We start from the raw sequence: 19,423 nt of genomic DNA, 5'->3' as shown, positions 1-19,423 counted from the left end.
GGCATCATCGGCCTGCTGACCAGCGCCGGCGTGCCCGAGCCCGACGCCCAGGTCTTTGCCGAGGGCCTGCGCCGCGGCGGCACGCTGGTCAGCGCCCGGGTCGACGACGCACTGGCCGAAATGGCCTTCGACGTGCTGCGCCGGGCCAACGGCATCGACATCGCGGATCTGCGCCGCATCTACGAGCAGGAAGGCTGGAGCGGCTTCGACGACAACGCCGTCGCTACGCCGGAGCAGGAAGGCGAAGCGCGCGACCGCTACCCGTTCGTCCCGCCGTTCCTGTGAGCGCACCGGCAAGGGTCAGCCGAGCGGTCTGCCTCGTCCAGGCCCGCGGCGCGGCAGCGCAACGGGGTCAACCGGTATGGGCGGCGGGCGCCATGTCGACGTGCCCGCCGAGGAACAGCTGGCCGACACGCGGATCGGCCAGCAGCTTTGCCGCCGCGTCGTGCATGCGCGTCTGCCCGAGTTCGAGCACGAGGCCGTAGTCGGACATGGCGAGCGCCGCCTTGGCGTTCTGCTCGACCATCAGGATGGTCACGCCCCGGTCGCGCATGCGCCCAAGCGTCGTGAAGACTTCCTGCACCAGGTTGGGCGACAGGCCGATCGAGGGCTCGTCGATGAGGATGAGCTTCGGATCGAGCAGCAGCGCCCGCGCCACCTCGAGCTGTTTCTGCTGGCCCCCCGACAACTCGATAGCCTTGCGGTTCCTGAACGCGCGCAGCATGGGAAACTGATCCATCACCGTCTCGATGCGGCTGCGGACCATGGCCTGGTCCGGTGCGGTGATGCCGCCCAGTTCGAGATTGTGGTAGACGGACAGCTGCGGGACGATGTTGCGGCCCTGCGGCACGTAGGAGACACCTTCGGCCAGCATCTGGCGCGGCGTACGCCGCGTGACATCCCTGCCCTCCAGCAGCACCTGGCCCGAGCTGATGTCGAGCAGGCCGAATATAGCCTTGAACACGGTCGACTTGCCCGCCCCGTTCGGCCCGATGATGGTGGTGATGGTGCCCCTGGGGATGCGGAAGGAGACGCCGTTGAGGATGGTGATCTTGCCGTAGCCGCCGTGCACGTCCTTGAGCTCGAGCATTGGTCTCAGCCTCCCAGATAGGCGTCGATGACGGCCTGGTTGGCACGGATCTCCGCTGGCGCGCCCTCCGCGATCACGGCCCCTTCGGCCAGGACGATGATGCGGGTGCACAGGCTCATCACGAACTCCATGTTGTGCTCGATGACGACGAAGGTGGTGCCGTGCTCGGCATTGTAGGTCGTCAGCCGCTCCTTGAGGTCGGCCAGCATGGTGAGGTTGACCCCGCCCGCCGGCTCGTCGAGCAGCACCAGGCTGGGGCCGGCCATGAACGCCATCGCCGCATCGACCAGCTTCTGCTGGCCATAGGAGAGCGAGCCGGCCAGGGTATCGCGCAGGTGCGTCAGCCGGAAGAAGCCGATCAGCCTGTCGGCCTCCTCGGTCAACCCGGCGTCCGGCGCCCCGAACAGGCGCGAGACCATGGTGCCGCGATGCTCCTGCCCGGCCAGGATGATGTTGTCGAGCACGGACATCTTGGGGAACACCGACAGCTGCTGGAAGGTGCGGCCGACGCCGAGCCGGTTGAGCTGGGAGGCGCGCATGCCCGACACGTCCCGGCCGTTGACCTCGACATGGCCCGCATCCGGCCGGAGCTGGCCGAGGAGGCAGTTGAACAGCGTCGACTTGCCCGAGCCGTTGGGGCCGATGAGGCCGAGGATCTCGCCGCGGTGGACGTCGAAGGAGACGCCGTCGACGGCCCTGATGGCGCCGAAACTCTTGGTGATGTTGCGGATGGAGAGGACGGGTTGCGTCATTCCAGCTTCGCCCCCTGCGCCATGTCCGCCCGCTGCCGAGGCGCGAGGAAGCGCTCGCGCAGCCTCGCCCCGATGCCGAGCAGGCCGTTGGGAACGAAGGCCAGCATGACGATGACGAGGGCGGAGTAGATGATGAGATAATAGCCTTCGGTGAAGCGCAGGATCTCGGGCAGGAGGATGACCACGGCGGCCCCGACGAAGGGGCCGAAGAAGAAGCCCGCGCCGCCGACCACGACCATCAGCAGGATGCGCAACGAGTGCAGGAGGCTGAACGAGCCCGGCTCGATGAATTGCACGAGCGAGGTGACCAGCGCCCCGGCGAGCCCGCCATAGGCCGAGCCGATGGCGAAGGCCAGCAGGGTGATGCGGCGCGTGTCGACCCCCAGGCTTTCGGCGCGGATCGGGTTCTCACGCAGCGCCTTGAAGGCGCGTCCCCAGGGCGAGCGGACGATGCCCCACATGACCAGCGCCGCGATGACCGTCACGACCAGCGTGAAATAGTAGAAATCGACCTGGCGCATGGTCTTGAAGATGCCGAAATCGGGCCGCGGCATGCCCATCAGGCCGTAATTGCCCCCGGTCAGCCAGTCTTCGTTACGCAGCACCAGGAACACCAGCGTGTTGAAGGCGAGGGTGACGAAGGCGAGGAAATGCCCCTGCACGCGCAGCGCCGGGTAGCCCAGCGCCAGCCCGACGACGAAGCACAGCATGAGGCCGACCGGCATTGCCAGCATCCAGTGCCACCCCGCCAGCGTCAGCAGGGCGGTGGTGTAGGCCCCGATGGCCATGAAGGAGGCCTGCGCCAGCGACACCTGCCCGGCATAGCCGAGCGTCAGGTTGAGGCCCATGGCGGCGATGGAGAAGATGAGCCACGAGGTCAGCACATAGGTGATGTAGTTGCCCTGCCCGACCGGCGCGAGGATCGCGGCAGCGAGGAGGAGGCCGACGAGCAGATGGCGGGACCAGGTCGTGAACGTCACACCGTCCTCCCTTCGGAAGTGCCGAGCAGCCCCTGCGGCCGCAGCAGGATGATGGCGATGAGCAGCACGAGCGGCAGCGCCGCCCGATACTCCGCGGTGACGTAGGTGGCCGTCAGGTTGTCGAGCACGCCGATGAGCAGGCCGCCGGCCAAGGCCCCGCGGATCTGGTTGAAGCCGCCGACGATCGCGGCGATGAAGGCGATGACGCCGAGCGTCTCCCCGTTCGAGAACTTGGCGAGGTAGACGGGCGTGATCAGGAACGAGGCGAGCGCCGCCAACGCGGCGTTGATCAGGAAGGTGTAGAGCACCATGCGCTTGACGTCGACGCCGAGAATCTCGGCCACGGCCGGGTTCTGCGCCGTCGCCTGCATGCAGCGGCCGGTGCGCGTGCGGTTGAGGAACAGGGTGAGCAGCACGACGATGCCCAGCGAGATGACGAGGTTCATGATGTCCTGCATCGACACCGTGGCCCCAAGCAGGTTGATCGGATCCTGCGGCACGAGCGCGGGGAAGGGCTGCGCCTCGGCGCCATAGAACTCCTTGATGCTTTCCTTGAGCAGAATGCCCAGTGCCATCGTCGCGATGATGAGCGAGATGCCGCCCGAAGGCAGGATGGGCTCGACCACCAGCTTCTTGAACAGCACCCCGAGCACGAGGAGCGACAGCAGGAGCGCCAGCGCCACGGCCATCCACAGCGGCAGGTGCAGGAGATGCACCCCCACCAGCACGAAGAAGGCCGGCAGGACGACGAACTCGCCCTGGGCGAAATTCACGGTCTGGGCCGCCTGCCAGACCAGCGTGAAGCCGATGGCAACGAGCGCATAGATCGACCCGGTGGCGAGCCCGGACAGAAAGACCTGCAAGAACTGTGACATGGGACGTCCCCGACAAGGTCGTCGCGGCAGCCAGTGCCGCCGCGACGGGAATGGGCCCGGGCCCGGATCAGTTGGCCGGAAGCGTGCCGATGACGACGGGCGCCCCGTCCTTGACCTGCACCATGAAGCTCGGACGCGACATCTCGCCCCGGTCGTCCCAGCAGGTGTCGAGGAGCATGCGCGGATGCTCGGCGACGTCGAGGCAGAGATTCTTCATCTTCTCCGCGAACGCCGCGCCGTTGAACTCGCCGACCATCTCGGTCACGTATTTCGTGGCCCAGGCGCCGACATAGCCCTTGATCGCATCGTGGGTCGGCCGGCGGTTGAAGGTCTGCTCGAACTTGGCGGCGAACTGGGCGATGCCCTCGACCTGGGTCGCCGTCGCGGTGAGGCCGACATGGGCGATGGCGCCCTCGGCCGCCCCGCCCGCGAGCTCGATCACCTTGGCTTCGGTCAGCGTCACCTCGCCGACCAGCGGCATGGCCAGACCCTGCTTCCTGGCCTCGATGAGGAAGCGGGCCGATTCCTCTTGGTTCATGTAGACGAACACCGCGTCGGCGCCGGAGTCCTTGAGCCGCGCCACGTCGGCCGCGTAGTCGGTCTGCGCCTGTTCGGAGGAGACGTCGGCGACGACCTCGATGCCGACCTTGGCCATCTCGGCGGCGAAGACGTCATGGCCGCCCTTGCCGAACTCGTTGTTGACCCAGGCGATGCCGACCTTCCTGGCGCCGAGCGTGTCCTTGAAGTAGGACGTCAGGGCGGGCACGCCCTTCTGCGCACCGGAGGAGGTGCGGAAGACGAAGGGGTTGCCCTTGTCGACGATCGCCGGCGATTCCGAGCCGACGAACTGGGGGATTTCGTTCTGCTGGGCGACCAGCATGTTGACCAGGGTCGAGCCGGAATAGATCGTGCCCCAGATGGCGTAGGCGCCCTCGTCGATGGCCTTCTGCACCAGCGCCCGCGACGTCTGCGGGTCGGTCTGGGTGTCGTATTCGGCAGTCTCGACCAGGCGGCCGAGGATACCGCCATCGGCATTGATCTCGTCCACCGCGATCTTGATGCCGTCGCGCCAGTTCGTGCCCGCAGGCGCGCCGGCGCCCGACAGTTCGACGACGATGCCGATCTTGACCGGGTCCTGCGCCTGCGCCACGCCCATCGACAACAGGATGGCGGTACTCATTGCAAGGAATGTCTTGCGGTTCATTCCGGGGGTCCTCCCACTTTTCCCGGCTGGGTTGCGGCGCTGTCTCCCCTGGGCGCCCCCGCCGTTCAGCCTAGCTACGATGGAGACGATTCCTCGAATGCAGCCATCCCTGGTGGGATGTTCCGCTGCCCCGAGAGAAGAAAATCCGCAAGAAACCCGGCCTGACCGTCGAACATGTCCGCCCCCGTCATCGTGCGGCAACCGCGCCGGCGTGCCTCGACCACCGTGGCAGACGCCTCCGGCCGCGTTATAGCGCAAGCGACGAACTGTTCTTGCCGCAGTCTGTCGACATCCACAGGCAGCGGATCGTCGCACCGCATGCCCATCGGCGTGACGTTGGCGACGAGATCGAAGCCGGAGGGGTCGCGGCCGCCGATGCGCACCCGCCCGGGAAAACGGGCGGCGAGGCGGCGGGCGAGATCGTCGCGGCGGCGGGCGTCGACGTCGTGCAGCGCCAGTTCCGCAGCGCCGCGCTCGAGCAGTTCCAGCGCCACCGCGGAGCCCGCACCCCCGCACCCGACCAGCAGGGCGCTCCGCCCCTCAATGACAAAGCCGTGTGTCGCCAGCCCCTCGGCATAGCCCCAGCCATCGGCGTTGTCGCCGTACCAGCCGTCTTCGCTGCGGCGCATGGCGTTCACGGCGCCGACGAAGCGCGCCCGTGCGCTCAGCCCGGCGCAATGGGCAAGCGCCGCGGCCTTGTGCGGCACAGTGACCAGGATGCCGCCGAGATTGCCGATGGCAGCAAGGCCGGCGAGGGCGACGTCGAGGTCGCGAGGCCTGACATGCAGCGGCACGACGACCGCGTTCTCGCCGCGCGCCGCGAGCCGGCGCGTCAGGGCCCCGGGCGAGCGCACCTGACCGATGGGATCGCCGATCACCGCAAACAGGCGCGTATCGCCCGACAGCGGCACGCCGATGCGCTCCGCCAGCGTGGCAAGGGCGGCTGGTGCCTGCTCTCCGGCGGCATCCCGCGCCATCATCTGCCTGCCGCCCCGCCCCTAGGGCGCGGGCGGAGCCCCTGCTTCGCCTGCATGCTGCTCCTCCCCAGTTCAGGCCCTATCTGGCCGGGGCCGGCGAATTGAGTCAAATACCAGGAACGCCCACAAACGTAACATCATGTTATCTTCCGGCGACGGCATGCCGGTGCCGCTGCCGGGGGTCGCTTACCGGCATCAGTAAGCGTCGAAGGCGTGCTCGCTCTCGTATTCGCGCGCCTGCGCCAGCATGCGCACGGCCGCGTTGGCGGCGCCGAGCCCGCGATAGCCGCCGCGCTGGACGATCTCGAAGAACACGCCGTTGAGGGCGCGCGTATAGAGCTGGAAATACTCGCCCCCCTCGTCGCGGTCGTAGAGGATGCCGTGCGCGCGCATGGCGGCCACGGTTTCCTCCGGCAGGTCGAAACGCAGGAACAGGTCGTCGTAGTAGTTGGCCGGAACCGCCAGCACCAGCGCGCGCGGCAGGCTGCGGGCGAGCGCGAAGATGTCGTCGGTGGCGAAGGCGAAATGATGATAGGCCGCCAGCCCGGTCCGTTCGAGGAAGCGGCGCGTCGTCGTTCCCGCTTCCTGCGAGGAATTGAGCGACATGCGCACGCGGCCGTTGCCGTTGGCGACGACGCGGCTGCGCACGGTGCCGTGGGGGTCGAGCACGTCGCGCTGCGCTTCGGAGCCGAAGCCGAGGATGGCGCGATAGAACAGGAGCTCCGACAGGAACAAATTGGGCCGCAGCGCCTGGGCAAAATGATCGACACGCAGCAGCCGTGCGGGGGCGGGCGCGGCGGCCACCGCCTCGAACATCTTTGCGAAGAAGGGACTGTCCTCCAGCGCCTTCTCGAGCAGGTAGAACACGCTGCCGGCCGGTCCCCGGATCAGTGGCAGCGCGTAGGACGCGCCTTCCGGCTCCGGCTCCGCCTCGTCGCGCCGCGCGGCGAGGGCCTCCGCGTCGGTGACGCGCAGCCCGAGTGCGCTGACGCTGAGCCCCTGCAGCAGGTAGAACGAGTGGGCGAGGCCGCCGCGCTCCTCGTTGACCAGCAAGCGGATGTCGCCCTGGCGGTAGAGCGTCACCTCGCCTGACCTGGCGCGGTGGGTGGCCACGAAGCCGAGTGCCGCCAGCATCCGGCGCAGGTCCTCCGCGTCCTCGCCCCCGCAGGCAATCTCGAGAAAGGCGATGTCGAGGACCACGTCGCCGCCGGCGCTGCCGGCTCCCTCGACGAGATCGAGCGCCCGCATGGCGTCCTTGGCGATCTGGGCCGGCTTGAGCGCCCGCAGCTGCTCGTTGAACGCCTCGACCGAAACCGGCCCCTTATAGCCACGCCGCGTCAGTGCCGTCGCGAGCTCGGCCACCGGCAGGTTGCCCTGCCCCGGCAGCAGCCGGAAAGCCTCGGTCAGGAGCCGCTGGTCGATGCGGGTGATCGGCGCGTCGGCGATGTGCAGCAGGAAGATGCGTGCGGGGTCAACCGCGTCGAGCCCCGCCAGCCCCGCCTCGGCGGCGAAGCTGTGGACGGCGTTGACGACGAGGCCGAGATTGGGACGGGCGGCCTTGCCGACGATTTCCCATGCGTCGAGATAAGTGCGCACATGGGTGCTCGAGGCCAGTGCCTCGTAACCGATGCGCAGGCCCCGCGCCGCGGCCATGTCGGCGAGTTCTCCGAGATCGGCGGCTGCCCGGTCGGGGTCGTCCAGCGCCTGCGGGCGGGTGTTGGCACACACGACCAGTATCGCGGCGCCGAGGCGTGCGGCGAGATCGAGGAAGCGTCCGGCCCGCCGCAGCGCCCAGGCGCGCTCCGCCTCGGGCAGCGCCTCGAAATCGCGCAGCGATTGCAGGCTGACGATGGCGATGCCGTGCCGGGCCGCCAGCGCGGCGACATCCTCGGGCGTGCCGTCGAAACCGACCATGTCCTCGCGGAACACTTCGATGCCGGCAAAACCGGCGTGGGCGGCGGCGACGATTTTCTCCTCGAGCGGGCCCGAAAAGGACAGCGAAGAAATCGCGCGCAACATCGAATCCTCCCTCGCCGGCGAAGCCAGGCGCCCGCCGCGCGGCCCTTACCTAGCCGGACCGGGCGCGCCGCGCAATCCGGCCTGCCGGGCCGGGCCGGCGCCGCTCAGCCGGCGGCGCGCAGGTGGCTGGCCAGTGCCTCGAGGCCGAGCACGTAGCCTTGCGGGCCGAAACCGGCGATCATGCCCAGCGCCACCTTGGACACGTAGGACAGGTGCCGGAATTCCTCGCGCCGGTGGATGTTCGACAGGTGCACCTCCGCCACCGGCAGCTCGACGCTGGCGATGGCGTCCATGATCGCGATCGAGGTGTGGGTCAGCGCCCCGGCATTGAGCACGATGCCGGCGTGCTTGCCCTTGGCCTCGTGGATCCAGTCGACCAGCGTGCCCTCGTGGTTGGACTGGCGGAAGTCGATGCCGACGCCCAGCCGCTCGCCGGCCTGCCGGCACATGGCCTCGACGTCCTGCAGCGTGGTCGACCCGTAGACCTGCGGCTGGCGGGTACCCAGAAGGTTGAGGTTCGGTCCGTTGAGAACCAGAAGCGAGATCGTCATCCTAGCGTTCCTGTCGGTCGTTGATGCCGGGCCGGGCGCGCCTCAGGCGGTCGCGACATGGCCGACATGCCTGTCTGGCGAATAGACGTTGAGAATATCCCAATGCCCGCTCGTCGGCGTCGGATTATTGATCATGGCGACGTCGATGACGGTCGGCCGCCCCGAGGCGATGGCCGCGGCGAGCGCCGGCCGCAGTTCGTCGGCCGAACGCACCCGCACGCCGTCGACGCCGTAGGCCCGTGCGATCGCCGCGTAGTCCGGCATCTGTTCCCCTTCGGCGCGGGGGAAGACGGTGCCGTGGGTCAGCCCGAAATGCGCCTGCTGCAGCCCGGCAATGGTGCCGAAGGCATTGTTATTCATCACCACCCACACCACCCCGAGATTTTCGGCCGCGGCGGTGGCCAGCACGGCCGGGTTCTGCCCGAAGCCGCCGTCGCCGACGAGCGAGACGACGACGCGCTCGGGATGGGCGAGCTTGACCCCCAGCGCCGCCGAGGGGCCGAAGCCCATGGTCGCGAAGCCGCCGGGGGTGAGGATCGACCCCGGCTCGTAGATCGGGAACTGCTGGCCGACGCCGTTCTTGTTCCAGCCGACGTCGGTGGTGAGGAACGCGTCGCGCGGCATGACCGCACGCAGGTCGGCGAGGATGCGTTCCGGCATCATCGGGAAGGCGGGCGAAGTCTCCATCGCAGCGTTCGTCGCCTGGAAGCTGCTGCGATGCGCCGCGATGGCGGCCGCCAGTCGCGGGTTGCTGCGCCCCTTGGGCAGCATCTCGCGCGCCACGCGGTTCAGCACCTTCAGCGCCTGCCGCAGGTCGGCGACGGCGCCGATCTCGGTCGGGAAGTTGCGGCCGATCTCGGCCGGCTCGATATCGATGTGGATCAGCTTCGAGGGCGGGAAGTTGAAGGTGTAGTCGGGATACCAGGACGAGCAGTCGGCCTCCTGGAAGCGGGTCCCCAGCCCCAGCACCCAATCGGCCTCGAGGCACCGGTCATTGGTGAATTGCGTGCCCCAGAAGCCGGTCATGCCGAGCACCAGGGGATGGTCGTCGGGTAGCACGCCCTTGCCCATGAGGCTATGCGCCAGCGGAATCTGCAGGTGCTCGACGAAGGCGCACAGTTCGTCATAGGCGCGGGCGAGCACCACCCCGCCGCCGGCGTAGACGAGCGGGTGCTCGGCCTCGAGCAGCCGCGAGACGATGGCGCGCGCCGTCTCCTCGTCGAGCGAGGGCTTCGCCAGCGCCTTGGTGTTGGCGCGCAGCCGGTCGAACAGGGCGACGTCGATCTTCGTCGAGAAGACGTCCATCGGCACGTTGACCAGCACCGGCCCGGGCTGGCCGCTCTCGGCGAGCTGGAACGCCTTCTCGATGATCTCGGGAAAGAGCTCCGGCGTATCGACGCGCCAGGCGCGCTTCACGAACGGCCGGTAGATCTCGTACTGGGCGGCGTCGGCATGCAGGTTCACTTCCTGGTGCGGGTGCTTGCCGTAATAGTAGGACTGCACGTCGCCGGCGATGACCACCATCGGGGTGCAGTCGAGCGCCGCGTTGGCGACGCCGGTGGCGGCATTGGTGAGGCCGGGGCTGAGATGGCTGAGCACCACCGAGGCGCGGCCGGTGGCGCGGGCATAGCCGTCGGCGGCGTGCGCCGCGATCTGTTCGTGGCGCACGTTGACGAAGCGCAGCCGGCTGTTCGCCATCGCCGACAGCACGGCGATGTTGGTATGGCCGCACAGCCCGAAGACATGGGTGACGCCGCGCTCCTCGAGATAGCGCACGAGCTGGTTGGAAATCAGGTCCTTGGTCATGGCATCCTCCATGCCGCCCGAGCTTTCCCGGCGCGCCGCACCGCGCGCGGAAAGGTCGCCGGCGCGCCTCACAGGGTCTCGGTATTGTAGAATTCGCCGAACAGCTCGGCGTCGCTGGGCCTGTCCTCGGGGATCGGCCGCGATACCCAGGTCACGTTCATGTAGTGCTTGAGCGAGATGTTCTCGTTGGTGATGTTGCCGCCCCAGATGCCGCAGCCCAGCGACGAGGTCATCGGCATGCCGTTGGTGAAAGAGCCGGCATTGGCCTTGGACTGCGGCTGGCGCACCATCATGCGGCTGACCGGGGCCACCGCCGCCAGCCGGGCGATGTGGTCGTCGTCGAACGAATAGATGCCGCACGAGTGGCCCTTGCCGCCGACCTCGTAGATGGCCCGCACCTTGTCGAGCGCGTCGTCGAAGCCGTGGTAGCGGTACAGCGCCATGACCACGGACAGCTTCTCGGAGGAGAATTTGTGCTCGGGCCCGATGCCCTCCTGCTCGACCATGATGAAGGAGCGGTCGGGGGGCACTGCGAAGCCCGCGATCTCGCCGATGCGCCGCGCCGACACGGCCACGGTCTCGATGGTGCGGTGGCCCTCGGTATCCCACATCGCCTTTTCGAGCAGCGCCTTTTCCTGGGCATTGCACAAATATCCGCCCTCGGCCACCAGCGCGTCGCGCATCGCGTCGTAGAGTCTGTCGTCGATCAGCAGATTGCCGTCGGCCGAGCAGCCCGAGCCGTAGTCGGAGGTCTTCGACACGCGGGAATTGCGGGCGGCGTCCTGCACGTCGGCGGTCTCGTCGATGACCATGGTGGCATTGCCGGCGCCGACGCCGAAGGCCGGCTTGCCCGAGGAGTAGGCCGCCTTGACCATGGGCTTGCCGCCGGTGGCGAGCGTCAGGTCGGCCTGGGCCATCAGTTCCCCGGTCAGCGGGATCGAAGGCCGCTCGACGCACTGGAAGATGTCTTCCGGGCAGCCGAGCTTCTTCAGCGTCTCCCGCATCACCCGGACCATTTCGAAGGTCGTCTTGCGGGCCCGCGGATGCGGCGAGAAGATCACGGCGTTTCTGCACTTGATGGCATAGATACCGGTGACCGGCGGCGTCAGCTCGGGGTTGGTGGTCGGGATGAGCGAGGCGATCACGCCGGCCGGCTTGGCGATCTTGGTGATCCCCTTTTCCTCGTCGACCTCGATGACACCGACGCTCTTCTGGCGCAGCGCGTCGCGCAGCACGCCCAGGATCTTGAAGCGCTTGCCGGCGCGCCCCGCGCGGTCGCCGATGCCGCTCTCGTCGACGCCCATCTGGGCGATGCGCACGAAGGTCTTCTCGTTGCCGGTGGCCCAGCCCAGCGCCTGCGCCAGCCGATCGACCTGCGCCTGGTCGTAGTCCGCGATCGCCGCCATTGCCGTGCGCGCCCGCGCGATCATGTCGGCGACGGTCTGCTTTTCCTCTTCCGTGACATTGCGGGCCATCAGTTCAACTCCATCAAGGGCAAATGGGTCATGCGGCGGCGCCGGCGCGCTGTGCCGCAGTCGCGCGCGAGAAGCCGTCGAAGTAGGCGCGCGCCGTGTCGAGGCAGCGCCGGGCGTGGACGACATGGCCGAGCTCGGCGCTGCGCCGCGCGTTGGGCAGCTCGATGGAGAACGGCACCTCCGGGAGGCAGGCCGCCAACAGCGGCAGGTCGATCGCGCCCTCGCCGACATAGAGCCGGCCTTCGCGCGCGATGCACTTCATCGCCTCGTGGTCGGCGGGAATCTCGGCGGCGGCATCGCACAGATGGATGAAATTCACCCAGTGGCGCGGCAGCGCCAGCAGTTCGTCCTGGCCGCAGCGCGAGAAGTGGAAATAGAGCGCGTCGACGAGGATGCCGGCATTGGGCTGCGCCGCCGCCTCGACGACGTCGCGCGCGGCAGCGAGCGTGCCCAGTCGCGAAAAGGTCGGGAACTCGAGGTCGACGGTCAGCCCGTAGGGGCGCGCCAGGTCGCAGATCTCGGCATAGCGTTCGACCACGAAATCGCGGTCGTCCCTGGCCTTGGTCCAGGCGGAGGCGATCAGATGACGCGCGCCCAGCAGTGCCGCCGCCTCCAGCGTCGGCAGATAGTCACATGGCTCACGGTCCGGCGCGATCCGCGCCAGTTCGACGTCGAGCACCGACAGCCCGGTCTCGCGCAGCGCGTCCTGCGTGCGGCGCAGCACCCCCGGGCCGAGCGGCTCGAACTCGGGTTCGCCGGCGACGCCCATGTGGGCGAGGCGCAGGCTGACGAAATCGTAGCCGGCGCGGGCGGCGATGTAGGTCTGTTCCGGCGGGGTGACGCCGGGCACCGTCAGATAAGCAAGGGAGAACCGTCTGCGCATCCTTCTGCCCCTCAGCGTGTGGCGCCCTCGGGCGCGGCGATATGGGCCATGCGGCCCGGCAGCCGCCGTCCGAGCAGGCCCTCGAGGCGCCGGGCGAGCGTGGCCAGCGCCTGCCAGTCGATGCCGGTCGACAGGCCCATCTCCTCGAGGGCGAAGACGGCGTCCTCGGTGGCGATGTTGCCGGACGCCGCCGGAATGAACGGACAGCCGCCGAGGCCGCCGAGCGCGGCGTCGAAGATGCGCACACCCGCCTGCAGCCCGGCGACCATGTTGGCGAGGCCGAGCCCGCGCGTGTCGTGCAGATGCAGCGACAGGGCGGCCTGCGGGCGCACGACGTCGCGCACCGCGCCGACGAGTTCGAAGACCTGGCGCGGATTGCCGAGGCCCGCCGTGTCGGCGAGGTTGATCTCGTGCACGCCGAGCGCCGAGAAGCTCCTGGCGATGGCGACGACGCGCTCGGGGGCGACCCGCCCCTCGTAGCCGCAGCCGAAGGCGGACTGGATGCCGGCGCGCACGGCGACGCCGGCAGCGAGGGCACGCTCGATCACCGGCGCGATGCCGGCGAGCGCTTCGTCGATCGACTTGTTGAGGTTGGCGCGGCTGTGGCTCTCGCTCGCCGACACCGAAATGGACAGGTGCGGAACCGCCACCGCGAGCGCGCGCTCGAGGCCGGCCATGTTGAGCACGAGCGCGCTGTAGGTGACGCCGGGCCGGCGCTCGAGGGCCGCGAACAGCGCGTCGGTGTCGGCCATCTGCGGCACGCGCGACGGCTTGACGAAGGACCCGAGCTGGATGCGGCGCAAGCCGGCCTCCTCGAGCCCGCGCACGAAGCCGAGCTTTTCCGCCAGCGACAGCACGCGCGCCTCGTTCTGCAGCCCGTCGCGCAGGAATTCGTCCTCGATGAGGACGGCATCGCCGAACCCGAACATTCATCCTCCCGATCCGGCCGCCACGCGGCGCCGGACATGGACGAAGCTAGGGCTGTCCCGCCATAACATCAAAGACCATGATGGCCACAGGAGCATACATCATGTTAATTCTGCCCGGGCAGGAGGGGCATGGTGCTGACATTGCGGCAAATCGAGGTCATCCGCGCCATCATGATGGCGGGCACGGTCAAGGGCGCGGCGGACCTGCTCGGCGTCTCGGCGCCGGGCGTCAGCCGAGCGATGAAGCACACCGAGGCGCAGCTCGGCATCCGCCTGTTCTCGCGCCGGCACGGCCGCTTCACCCCGACCAGCGAGGCACGCGGCATCTTCGGCCAGGTCAACGAGGTGTTCGCCAAGGTCGAGAATCTGCAGTACTCGATCGAGGCGCTGAAGCGCGGCCAGAGCAGCGTCTTTTCCTTTGCCTCCGTGCCCTCGATTGCCCAGCACATCATGCCGCGGGCGGTGGCGCGGCTCAGGCGCCGCTTTCCGGAACTGCGCATGAACATCAACATCCTCAAGATCGAGGAGACGGTCGACTATCTCCTGCTCAAGAAGGGCGAGGTGGTCGCGATGAGCTACAAGATCGACCATCCGGGCCTGATCTCGCACCCGCTCGGCTCCGGACGGCTGATGGCGGTGCTGCCAGAGGACCATGAACTGGCCCGCCAGCACGTCGTGTCGCTGGCGCAACTGGTCGAGCAGCCCCTGATCGGCATCGACCCGAGCGACCCCTATGGCCACATCCTGTCCTCGGCCTTCACCGACAACGGCCTGCCCTACGAGTTGCCGATCCAGGCCCGCTTTTCCCATACCGTCGTGGCGCTGGTGGCGGCACGGCTGGGGGTCGCGCTGGTCGACGAGTTCTCCGTGGCCACCCCACATCTGCCCGGCGTCGCGGTTCGCCCCATCAGCGAAGAGACGGCTTTGACCGCCTACTGCGTCGTCAACGCCGAGACGCCGCGCTCGATCTTTGCCGACGAGTTGATCGCTGCGCTGAGGAGCGAGATGCGCAGCGCCACGCAGGCCCGCCGCCAGGCGGGCGTGAGGGAGGCGTCGGTCGAGTGATGATGGTGCGGGCGGTCGGAATCGAACCGACACTCCTTTCGGAACCGGATTTTGAGTCCGGCGCGTCTACCAGTTCCGCCACGCCCGCGCGTCCGAGGTCGGTCAGACGAGCGGGAGTTACGGGAAAGGCCGGCGCCCGTCAACTTGGTTCGCGGCGGGGCCGGGGTGGCCGTGCGGCCGGCCGAAACGGGACACAATCGCACGCGGCATCTTCCCTCCCGGCGCCGGGACGGCCACACTGCGCCACCCAGCAAGCACGGGGAGGTCGCGGCATGAGCGGCAAGGGCATCGTCAGGACCGGTACCGCCGGCTGGGTCTACGCGCCGTGGCGGGGCGAATTCTACCCGCCGGGCCTGCCCCAGAAGCAGGAACTCGCCTATGCCGGCACGCACCTCGGCGCGATCGAGATCAACGCCACCTTCCGGGCGCTGCAGAAGCCGCAGAGCTTCCGCAACTGGGCGAGCCAGACGCCCGAGGACTTCGTCTTCGCGATCAAGGGCCCGCAACTGGTGACCCACGTCAGGCGGCTGAGGGACGTGGCGACGCCGCTCGCCAATTTCTTCGCATCGGGCCCGCTGGCGCTGGGCCGGCGCCTCGGCCCCTTCGTCTGGCAGCTGCCGCCGAACCTGGCCTACGATGCAGATCGCCTCGAGGACTTCCTGGCGCTGCTCCCCAGCTCGCCGGAAGCGGCGGCGGACCTCGCCGGCCGGCACGAGGCCTGGATGACGCAGGCGGCGACCGACGCCGCGGGCGTCAGCGCGATCCGCCACGCCATCGAGGTGCGACACGAGAGCTTTGCCACACCCGGCTTCATCGCCCAGTTGCGCCGCCACAACGTGGCGCTGGTCGTCGCCGACACGACACAATGGCCGACCTGCGACGTCACCGCCGACTTCGTCTATTGCCGGCTGCAGGGCGCCCCTGGCAAGGACGGCTACGATGCCGCCGACCTCGAGCGCTGGGCCGCCCGGCTCGCCGCCTGGGCCGAGGGCCGGCCGCCCGCCGACGCCGCCGTGCTTGCCGACTCGCCAGAGCCGCGGCCGCGCGACGTCTTCGCCTTCTTCGTCTCCACCGACAAGCTGCATGCCCCCGCCAACGCCATGGCGGTGGCAAGGATGCTCGCCGGCTGACGCGGTGTTTACCGCCGTGCCGTTGACATCGGCCGGGCGCAGGCGGAATAACCCTCGGCCTCGAACACGGAGTGCTCCCTTGGCAACAGACGTCGCAACTCCTTCCGGCTCCTGGTTGTCCCGCACCTTCGACAGGACGGCGGCAACCCTCGCCTTCGGGCTCGGCCTCGCCGCCATCCTGGGGGCGCTGGGCAGCCAGTACATCGGCGGCCTCTATCCGTGCGAACTCTGCCTCGAGCAGCGCCTCGCCTATTACTGGGGCCTGCCGCTGCTGGGCGCCGTGCTCGTGCTGTGGCACCGGCTGCCGCGGACGGTGTGGTATCTGGCGATGCTGCTCGCCCTCCTGATCTTTGCCTGGGGCACCTACCTCGCCGTCTATCATGCCGGGGTGGAATGGGGCTTCTGGCCGGGGCCGACCGCCTGCTCGGGCACGGGCGTCGCCGTCAGCTTCGAGCAGCTGAGCGACATCAACGCCGCCCGCGTCGTCCCCTGCGACAAGGTGCAGTGGACGCTGTTCGGGCTGTCGCTCGCCGGCTACAACGCCATCGTCTCCTTCGGCATCGTCGGGCTGCTGGCGGCCGCCATGTATGGGCGCTGGCGGCGCGGCGGGCGCACGCCCGCGTAGGACCCCGGGCCTACGGCTCGAGCTCGATGTCCCAATAGAGGAAGTCGAGCCAGCTCTCGTGCAGATGGTTGGGCGGGAAGGCCCGCCCGTTGTGGTGCAGATCGTGCACCGTCGGCCGGTACGGCGCCTGCAGCGGCCACATCCGGATCTCGCTCGTCAGTCGGTTGGCCTTGCGCAGATTGCACGGGGCGCAGGCGGTAACGACGTTCTCCCAGGTGGTCCGCCCGCCCTTGGAGCGGGGCACGACGTGGTCGAAGGTCAAGTCCTCACGGCTGCCGCAGTACTGGCACTGGAAGCGGTCGCGCAAGAAGACGTTGAAGCGGGTGAAGGCCGGGTAGCGGGCCGGCTTCACGTAATCCTTGAGCGACACCACGCTCGGCAGGAACATCTCGAAGCTGGGGCTCTTGATGACGCGGTCGTAGCTTTGCACCACGTGCACGCGCTCGAGAAAGATGGCCTTGATGGCATCCTGCCACGACCACAGCGACAGCGGATAGTAGCTGAGCGGGCGATAGTCGGCGTTCAGCACCAGCGCAGGGCAAGACTCAGGCGACACGTGCACGGTCACTTGAGGCTCCCGAAAGCAGAATCGAACGCAATCATCACGCCAATACTTTACGCCCACTGCGACAGCGCTGTGAAGCAACTTTCGCGGGAACGGCGTCAGCTCCCGGCCGCGTCGAAGCACTCCTCGAGGAAGGCGGTGGCGAAGGCCAGGCCATCGGGCGAGATACCGTGCCCCGTGCCCTGGGAGACGTGGTAGCCGACGGTGGCGCCGGCCGCCCGCAGGGTTTGCGCCGCCGTTGCGCTCAGCCCCGGATCGACCACCTGGTCGGCGTCGCCGTGGACGAGGCAGACCGGCGGCAGCGCCCCCTGCCCCAGCCCTTCGGGCGGCACCAGGGCTCCCGAAAAGCTGACGATGCCGGCCGGCGGGTCGGCCAGCGCCAGGCCGACATGCAGCGCCATCATCGCCCCCTGGCTGAAGCCGACAAGAGCGGTATCGCGCGCCGCCAGCCCGGTCTGCGCCCACAGCTCGCCAAGAAAGTTCGCCAGTACGCCGCTCGCTCCGGGCACGCCGGAGACGCGGCTGATGGTGCGATCGAGCGCGAGCGCGAACCACTGGAATCCGAACGGGTTGCCGGCGCACGGCTCGGGGGCATTGGGGGCGACGAACAGCGCCTCGGGCAACAGCCCGGCCCAGTGCCGGCCAAGGTCGATCAAGTCGTTGCCGTCGGCGCCGTAGCCGTGCAGCAGCACCACCAGCTGGCGCGGCATGCCGCCCGCGGCGGGCGGCAGCATGGGGCCGGACAGTTTCTGGGTCACAAGGCGATTCCTTCCCGGTTGCGCAGATGTGCGTAGTAACGCCAGAACAGCAGCGCCGCGGCGTGCCGGTGCGGCGACCACGCCATGGCGATGGCCTCTAGATCCTTGCTGGCGGGACGCCGGTCAAGCCCGAGCCCGTGCGCCACCGCCTTTTGCAGGGCGAGGTCGCCGGCCGGAAACACGTCCGGATGCCCCGTGCAGAACATCAGGTAGATCTCCGCCGTCCACGGGCCGATGCCCTTGATGCGGCCGAGCGCCGCGACCGCCGCCTCCGCCGGCATCGAGGCCACCGCCTCGAGGTCGAGCTCGCCAGCGAGCAGCGCTTCGGCGAGGGCGGCGACGGTGCGGGCCTTGCCGGCCGAAAAGCCCGCGGCGCGGATTTCGGCTTCGTCGAGGCGCAGATAGCCGGCCGGCTCGAGCGCCCCGGGCAACGCCGCGAAGCGCCCCCAGATGGCGCTGGCGCTGGCGACGGAGAGTTGCTGGCCGCAGATCACCTGGGCCAGGCCGGCAAAGCCCGGCGCGGCCTTGCGCGGCGGGAACGGGCCGGCCTTGGCGGCGATGGCGGCGAGCCGCCGGTCGCGCCGCAGCAGGCCGGCAAGATGCCGGGCGAGCGCGGCTTCCGAATCCAGTCGTTCTGTCAAATCGGCATGCTCGTGCTAGAGGGGGACCATGTCGCCGTCATCTGAACCGATCCTGCGCTTCGCGCCAAGCCCGAACGGCCGGCTGCACCTGGGCCACGCCTATTCGGCGCTGTTCACCGCACGCTGCGCCGAAACGCTGGGCGGCCGCTTCCTGTTGCGCATCGAAGACATCGACCGGGCGCGCTGCAAGCCGGAATTCACCGAAGCGATTTTTGCGGACCTGCGCTGGCTCGGCCTCGACTGGCCGGAGCCGGTGTGGCGGCAGTCCGACCGCCTGCCCGCCTACGCCGCAGCCGCCGCGCGGCTCAGAGACATGGGCCTGCTCTATCCCTGTTTCTGCTCGCGGGCGACAATCGCCGCCACCGCCGCCGCCACCGACCCGGACGGCGCTCCGCTCTATCCGGGGACCTGCCGACATCTCGCGCCGGCGGAAAGCGAGCGGCGCCTCGCGGCGGGCGAGGCGGCGCAATGGCGCCTGCGCGGCGCCGTCGCCAGCGACCGGGCCGGGGTGCTGACCTACACGGTCGCCCAGCCCTGGCCGTGGGACCGCCCGCACATTCGCTACGCCCGGCCGGATTTGTGGGGCGACGTGGTGCTGGTGCGCAAGGACGTGCCGACCAGCTACCATCTGAGCGTCGTCGTCGACGACGCCGCGCAGGAAATCACCCACGTCACCCGCGGCCGCGACATGGAAGCAGCAACCGACCTGCACGTGCTGCTGCAGTTCCTGCTGGGGATGCGCTCCCCGCTCCATACCTTCCACAAGCTGATCCTCGACCCGGCCGGCCGCAAGCTCGCCAAGTCGAAGGGATCGAAGAGCCTCGCCGCGCTCAGGGACGAGGGCTGGGCCGCCGACGACGTGAAACGGGCGCTGGGGTTCGGATAGGGGCACGCGCGCTCCGTTCGTCGCGAGGTTCCGTCCGACATGCGGAGTGCCGGGAAGATGACAAGGGAAGCGGCGGCGGGGATTATTTTGTTGTGGCTGTTCTTGCGGCGGCTGCGATTGTCGCAAGGATAGCCCGGCGCGGAGCCCCACAGCTCCGGCGCCGGGCAGCGGGCGGGCCTGGCGGGGATAGGCCAGACAGGCCGTAACTTATC

The 19,423-nt window shown here is 69.0% G+C and carries 19 protein-coding genes, 1 tRNA gene and 1 pseudogene; 5 read left to right on the top strand and 16 right to left on the bottom strand.

Annotated features, from left to right (window positions below; all coding sequences use genetic code 11):
- Positions 1–285 (top strand): annotated as a pseudogene (locus tag VGD93_RS07430) (hypothetical protein); the annotation flags it as partial.
- Between the two features lie 67 nt (positions 286–352).
- Here VGD93_RS07430 and VGD93_RS07425 read toward each other — a convergent pair.
- The 12 genes from VGD93_RS07425 to VGD93_RS07370 form a co-directional block, all read right to left on the bottom strand.
- Positions 353–1,090, bottom strand: coding sequence for an ABC transporter ATP-binding protein (locus VGD93_RS07425; RefSeq protein ID WP_395010720.1), 738 nt, complete (start codon positions 1,088–1,090; stop codon positions 353–355).
- Between the two features lie 5 nt (positions 1,091–1,095).
- Positions 1,096–1,842, bottom strand: a complete 747-nt coding sequence (locus tag VGD93_RS07420; protein WP_395010718.1) for an ABC transporter ATP-binding protein — start codon at positions 1,840–1,842, stop codon at positions 1,096–1,098.
- Complete coding sequence (locus VGD93_RS07415; protein WP_395010716.1) at positions 1,839–2,822, bottom strand: branched-chain amino acid ABC transporter permease; 984 nt, start codon at positions 2,820–2,822, stop codon at positions 1,839–1,841. The genes VGD93_RS07420 and VGD93_RS07415 overlap by 4 nt, the downstream gene beginning before the upstream one ends.
- A complete protein-coding gene (locus VGD93_RS07410; protein WP_395010714.1) occupies positions 2,819–3,697 on the bottom strand; it encodes a branched-chain amino acid ABC transporter permease in 879 nt (292 codons plus the stop codon). The genes VGD93_RS07415 and VGD93_RS07410 overlap by 4 nt, the downstream gene beginning before the upstream one ends.
- 67 nt (positions 3,698–3,764) lie before the next feature.
- Entirely contained in the window at positions 3,765–4,901 is a 1,137-nt protein-coding gene (locus VGD93_RS07405) for an ABC transporter substrate-binding protein (protein ID WP_395010712.1), read from the bottom strand.
- 74 nt (positions 4,902–4,975) lie between these two features.
- Positions 4,976–5,812 carry a shikimate dehydrogenase family protein gene (locus VGD93_RS07400; protein ID WP_395010710.1) on the bottom strand — a complete coding sequence of 279 codons (837 nt, stop codon included), beginning with the start codon at positions 5,810–5,812 and terminating at the stop codon, positions 4,976–4,978.
- 261 nt (positions 5,813–6,073) lie between these two features.
- Positions 6,074–7,897: a bifunctional sugar phosphate isomerase/epimerase/4-hydroxyphenylpyruvate dioxygenase family protein gene (locus tag VGD93_RS07395; protein WP_395010708.1), complete on the bottom strand. Its 1,824-nt coding sequence runs from the start codon at positions 7,895–7,897 to the stop codon at positions 6,074–6,076.
- Positions 7,898–8,001: 104 nt separating this feature from the next.
- On the bottom strand, positions 8,002–8,448 hold the full coding sequence (aroQ, locus tag VGD93_RS07390; protein ID WP_395010706.1) for a type II 3-dehydroquinate dehydratase: 447 nt from the start codon (positions 8,446–8,448) through the stop codon (positions 8,002–8,004).
- Positions 8,449–8,490: 42 nt separating this feature from the next.
- The gene (locus VGD93_RS07385; protein ID WP_395010704.1) at positions 8,491–10,254 is read right to left on the bottom strand and encodes a thiamine pyrophosphate-binding protein; all 1,764 of its coding nucleotides are present in this window, start codon (positions 10,252–10,254) and stop codon (positions 8,491–8,493) included.
- Between the two features lie 68 nt (positions 10,255–10,322).
- The gene (locus VGD93_RS07380) at positions 10,323–11,729 is read right to left on the bottom strand and encodes an aldehyde dehydrogenase family protein (RefSeq protein WP_395010702.1); all 1,407 of its coding nucleotides are present in this window, start codon (positions 11,727–11,729) and stop codon (positions 10,323–10,325) included.
- Between the two features lie 28 nt (positions 11,730–11,757).
- A complete protein-coding gene (locus VGD93_RS07375; RefSeq protein ID WP_395010700.1) occupies positions 11,758–12,612 on the bottom strand; it encodes a sugar phosphate isomerase/epimerase family protein in 855 nt (284 codons plus the stop codon).
- Between the two features lie 11 nt (positions 12,613–12,623).
- Positions 12,624–13,541, bottom strand: coding sequence for a hydroxymethylglutaryl-CoA lyase (locus VGD93_RS07370; protein WP_395010698.1), 918 nt, complete (start codon positions 13,539–13,541; stop codon positions 12,624–12,626).
- 129 nt (positions 13,542–13,670) lie between these two features.
- Between VGD93_RS07370 and VGD93_RS07365 the strand changes: the two genes are divergently transcribed.
- Positions 13,671–14,606, top strand: coding sequence for a LysR substrate-binding domain-containing protein (locus VGD93_RS07365; RefSeq protein ID WP_395010696.1), 936 nt, complete (start codon positions 13,671–13,673; stop codon positions 14,604–14,606).
- A gap of 3 nt (positions 14,607–14,609) precedes the next feature.
- Here the strand turns inward: VGD93_RS07365 and VGD93_RS07360 are convergent.
- A tRNA-Leu gene (locus tag VGD93_RS07360) sits at positions 14,610–14,694 on the bottom strand.
- A 184-nt stretch (positions 14,695–14,878) separates the two neighbouring features.
- Here VGD93_RS07360 and VGD93_RS07355 point away from each other — a divergent pair.
- Together VGD93_RS07355 and VGD93_RS07350 are read left to right on the top strand one after the other, a co-directional pair.
- Positions 14,879–15,736, top strand: coding sequence for a DUF72 domain-containing protein (locus VGD93_RS07355; protein WP_395010694.1), 858 nt, complete (start codon positions 14,879–14,881; stop codon positions 15,734–15,736).
- Between the two features lie 79 nt (positions 15,737–15,815).
- Complete coding sequence (locus tag VGD93_RS07350) at positions 15,816–16,361, top strand: disulfide bond formation protein B (RefSeq protein ID WP_395010692.1); 546 nt, start codon at positions 15,816–15,818, stop codon at positions 16,359–16,361.
- A 10-nt stretch (positions 16,362–16,371) separates the two neighbouring features.
- On the opposite strand, the gene VGD93_RS07345 is transcribed toward VGD93_RS07350, so the two are convergent.
- The 3 genes from VGD93_RS07345 to VGD93_RS07335 all read right to left on the bottom strand — a co-directional run bounded on the left by VGD93_RS07345 (position 16,372) and on the right by VGD93_RS07335 (position 18,325).
- Positions 16,372–16,929, bottom strand: a complete 558-nt coding sequence (locus tag VGD93_RS07345) for an HNH endonuclease (RefSeq protein WP_395010690.1) — start codon at positions 16,927–16,929, stop codon at positions 16,372–16,374.
- A 95-nt stretch (positions 16,930–17,024) separates the two neighbouring features.
- Positions 17,025–17,684 carry an alpha/beta hydrolase gene (locus VGD93_RS07340; protein WP_395010688.1) on the bottom strand — a complete coding sequence of 220 codons (660 nt, stop codon included), beginning with the start codon at positions 17,682–17,684 and terminating at the stop codon, positions 17,025–17,027.
- Positions 17,681–18,325, bottom strand: a complete 645-nt coding sequence (locus VGD93_RS07335; protein WP_395010686.1) for a DNA-3-methyladenine glycosylase family protein — start codon at positions 18,323–18,325, stop codon at positions 17,681–17,683. Before VGD93_RS07335 ends, VGD93_RS07340 begins: the two co-directional genes overlap by 4 nt.
- 28 nt (positions 18,326–18,353) lie before the next feature.
- On the opposite strand from VGD93_RS07335, the gene gluQRS reads away from it, so the two are divergent.
- Positions 18,354–19,211 carry a tRNA glutamyl-Q(34) synthetase GluQRS gene (gene gluQRS / locus VGD93_RS07330; RefSeq protein ID WP_395010684.1) on the top strand — a complete coding sequence of 286 codons (858 nt, stop codon included), beginning with the start codon at positions 18,354–18,356 and terminating at the stop codon, positions 19,209–19,211.
- Positions 19,212–19,423: the final 212 nt, after the last annotated feature.

This window comes from Devosia sp., assembly GCF_036406155.1.
Lineage (GTDB): Bacteria > Pseudomonadota > Alphaproteobacteria > Rhizobiales > Devosiaceae > Devosia_A.
Note: the sequence above shows the minus strand (reverse complement) of the source record. Positions and strands in the feature narration are given on the sequence as shown.

Bases quoted from the DNA above. Each gene is read 5' to 3' on its own strand.
- VGD93_RS07425 (WP_395010720.1), bottom strand. From the start codon at position 1,090: ATGCTCGAGCTCAAGGACGTGCACGGCGGCTACGGCAAGATCACCATC.
- VGD93_RS07410 (WP_395010714.1), bottom strand. From the start codon at position 3,697: ATGTCACAGTTCTTGCAGGTCTTTCTGTCCGGGCTCGCCACCGGGTCG.
- VGD93_RS07395 (WP_395010708.1), bottom strand. From the start codon at position 7,897: ATGTTGCGCGCGATTTCTTCGCTGTCCTTTTCGGGCCCGCTCGAGGAG.
- VGD93_RS07405 (WP_395010712.1), bottom strand. From the start codon at position 4,901: ATGAACCGCAAGACATTCCTTGCAATGAGTACCGCCATCCTGTTGTCG.
- gluQRS (WP_395010684.1), top strand. From the start codon at position 18,354: ATGTCGCCGTCATCTGAACCGATCCTGCGCTTCGCGCCAAGCCCGAAC.
- VGD93_RS07380 (WP_395010702.1), bottom strand. From the start codon at position 11,729: ATGGCCCGCAATGTCACGGAAGAGGAAAAGCAGACCGTCGCCGACATG.
- VGD93_RS07370 (WP_395010698.1), bottom strand. From the start codon at position 13,541: ATGTTCGGGTTCGGCGATGCCGTCCTCATCGAGGACGAATTCCTGCGC.
- VGD93_RS07365 (WP_395010696.1), top strand. From the start codon at position 13,671: ATGGTGCTGACATTGCGGCAAATCGAGGTCATCCGCGCCATCATGATG.
- aroQ (WP_395010706.1), bottom strand. From the start codon at position 8,448: ATGACGATCTCGCTTCTGGTTCTCAACGGACCGAACCTCAACCTTCTG.
- VGD93_RS07355 (WP_395010694.1), top strand. From the start codon at position 14,879: ATGAGCGGCAAGGGCATCGTCAGGACCGGTACCGCCGGCTGGGTCTAC.
- VGD93_RS07375 (WP_395010700.1), bottom strand. From the start codon at position 12,612: ATGCGCAGACGGTTCTCCCTTGCTTATCTGACGGTGCCCGGCGTCACC.
- VGD93_RS07420 (WP_395010718.1), bottom strand. From the start codon at position 1,842: ATGACGCAACCCGTCCTCTCCATCCGCAACATCACCAAGAGTTTCGGC.
- VGD93_RS07385 (WP_395010704.1), bottom strand. From the start codon at position 10,254: ATGACCAAGGACCTGATTTCCAACCAGCTCGTGCGCTATCTCGAGGAG.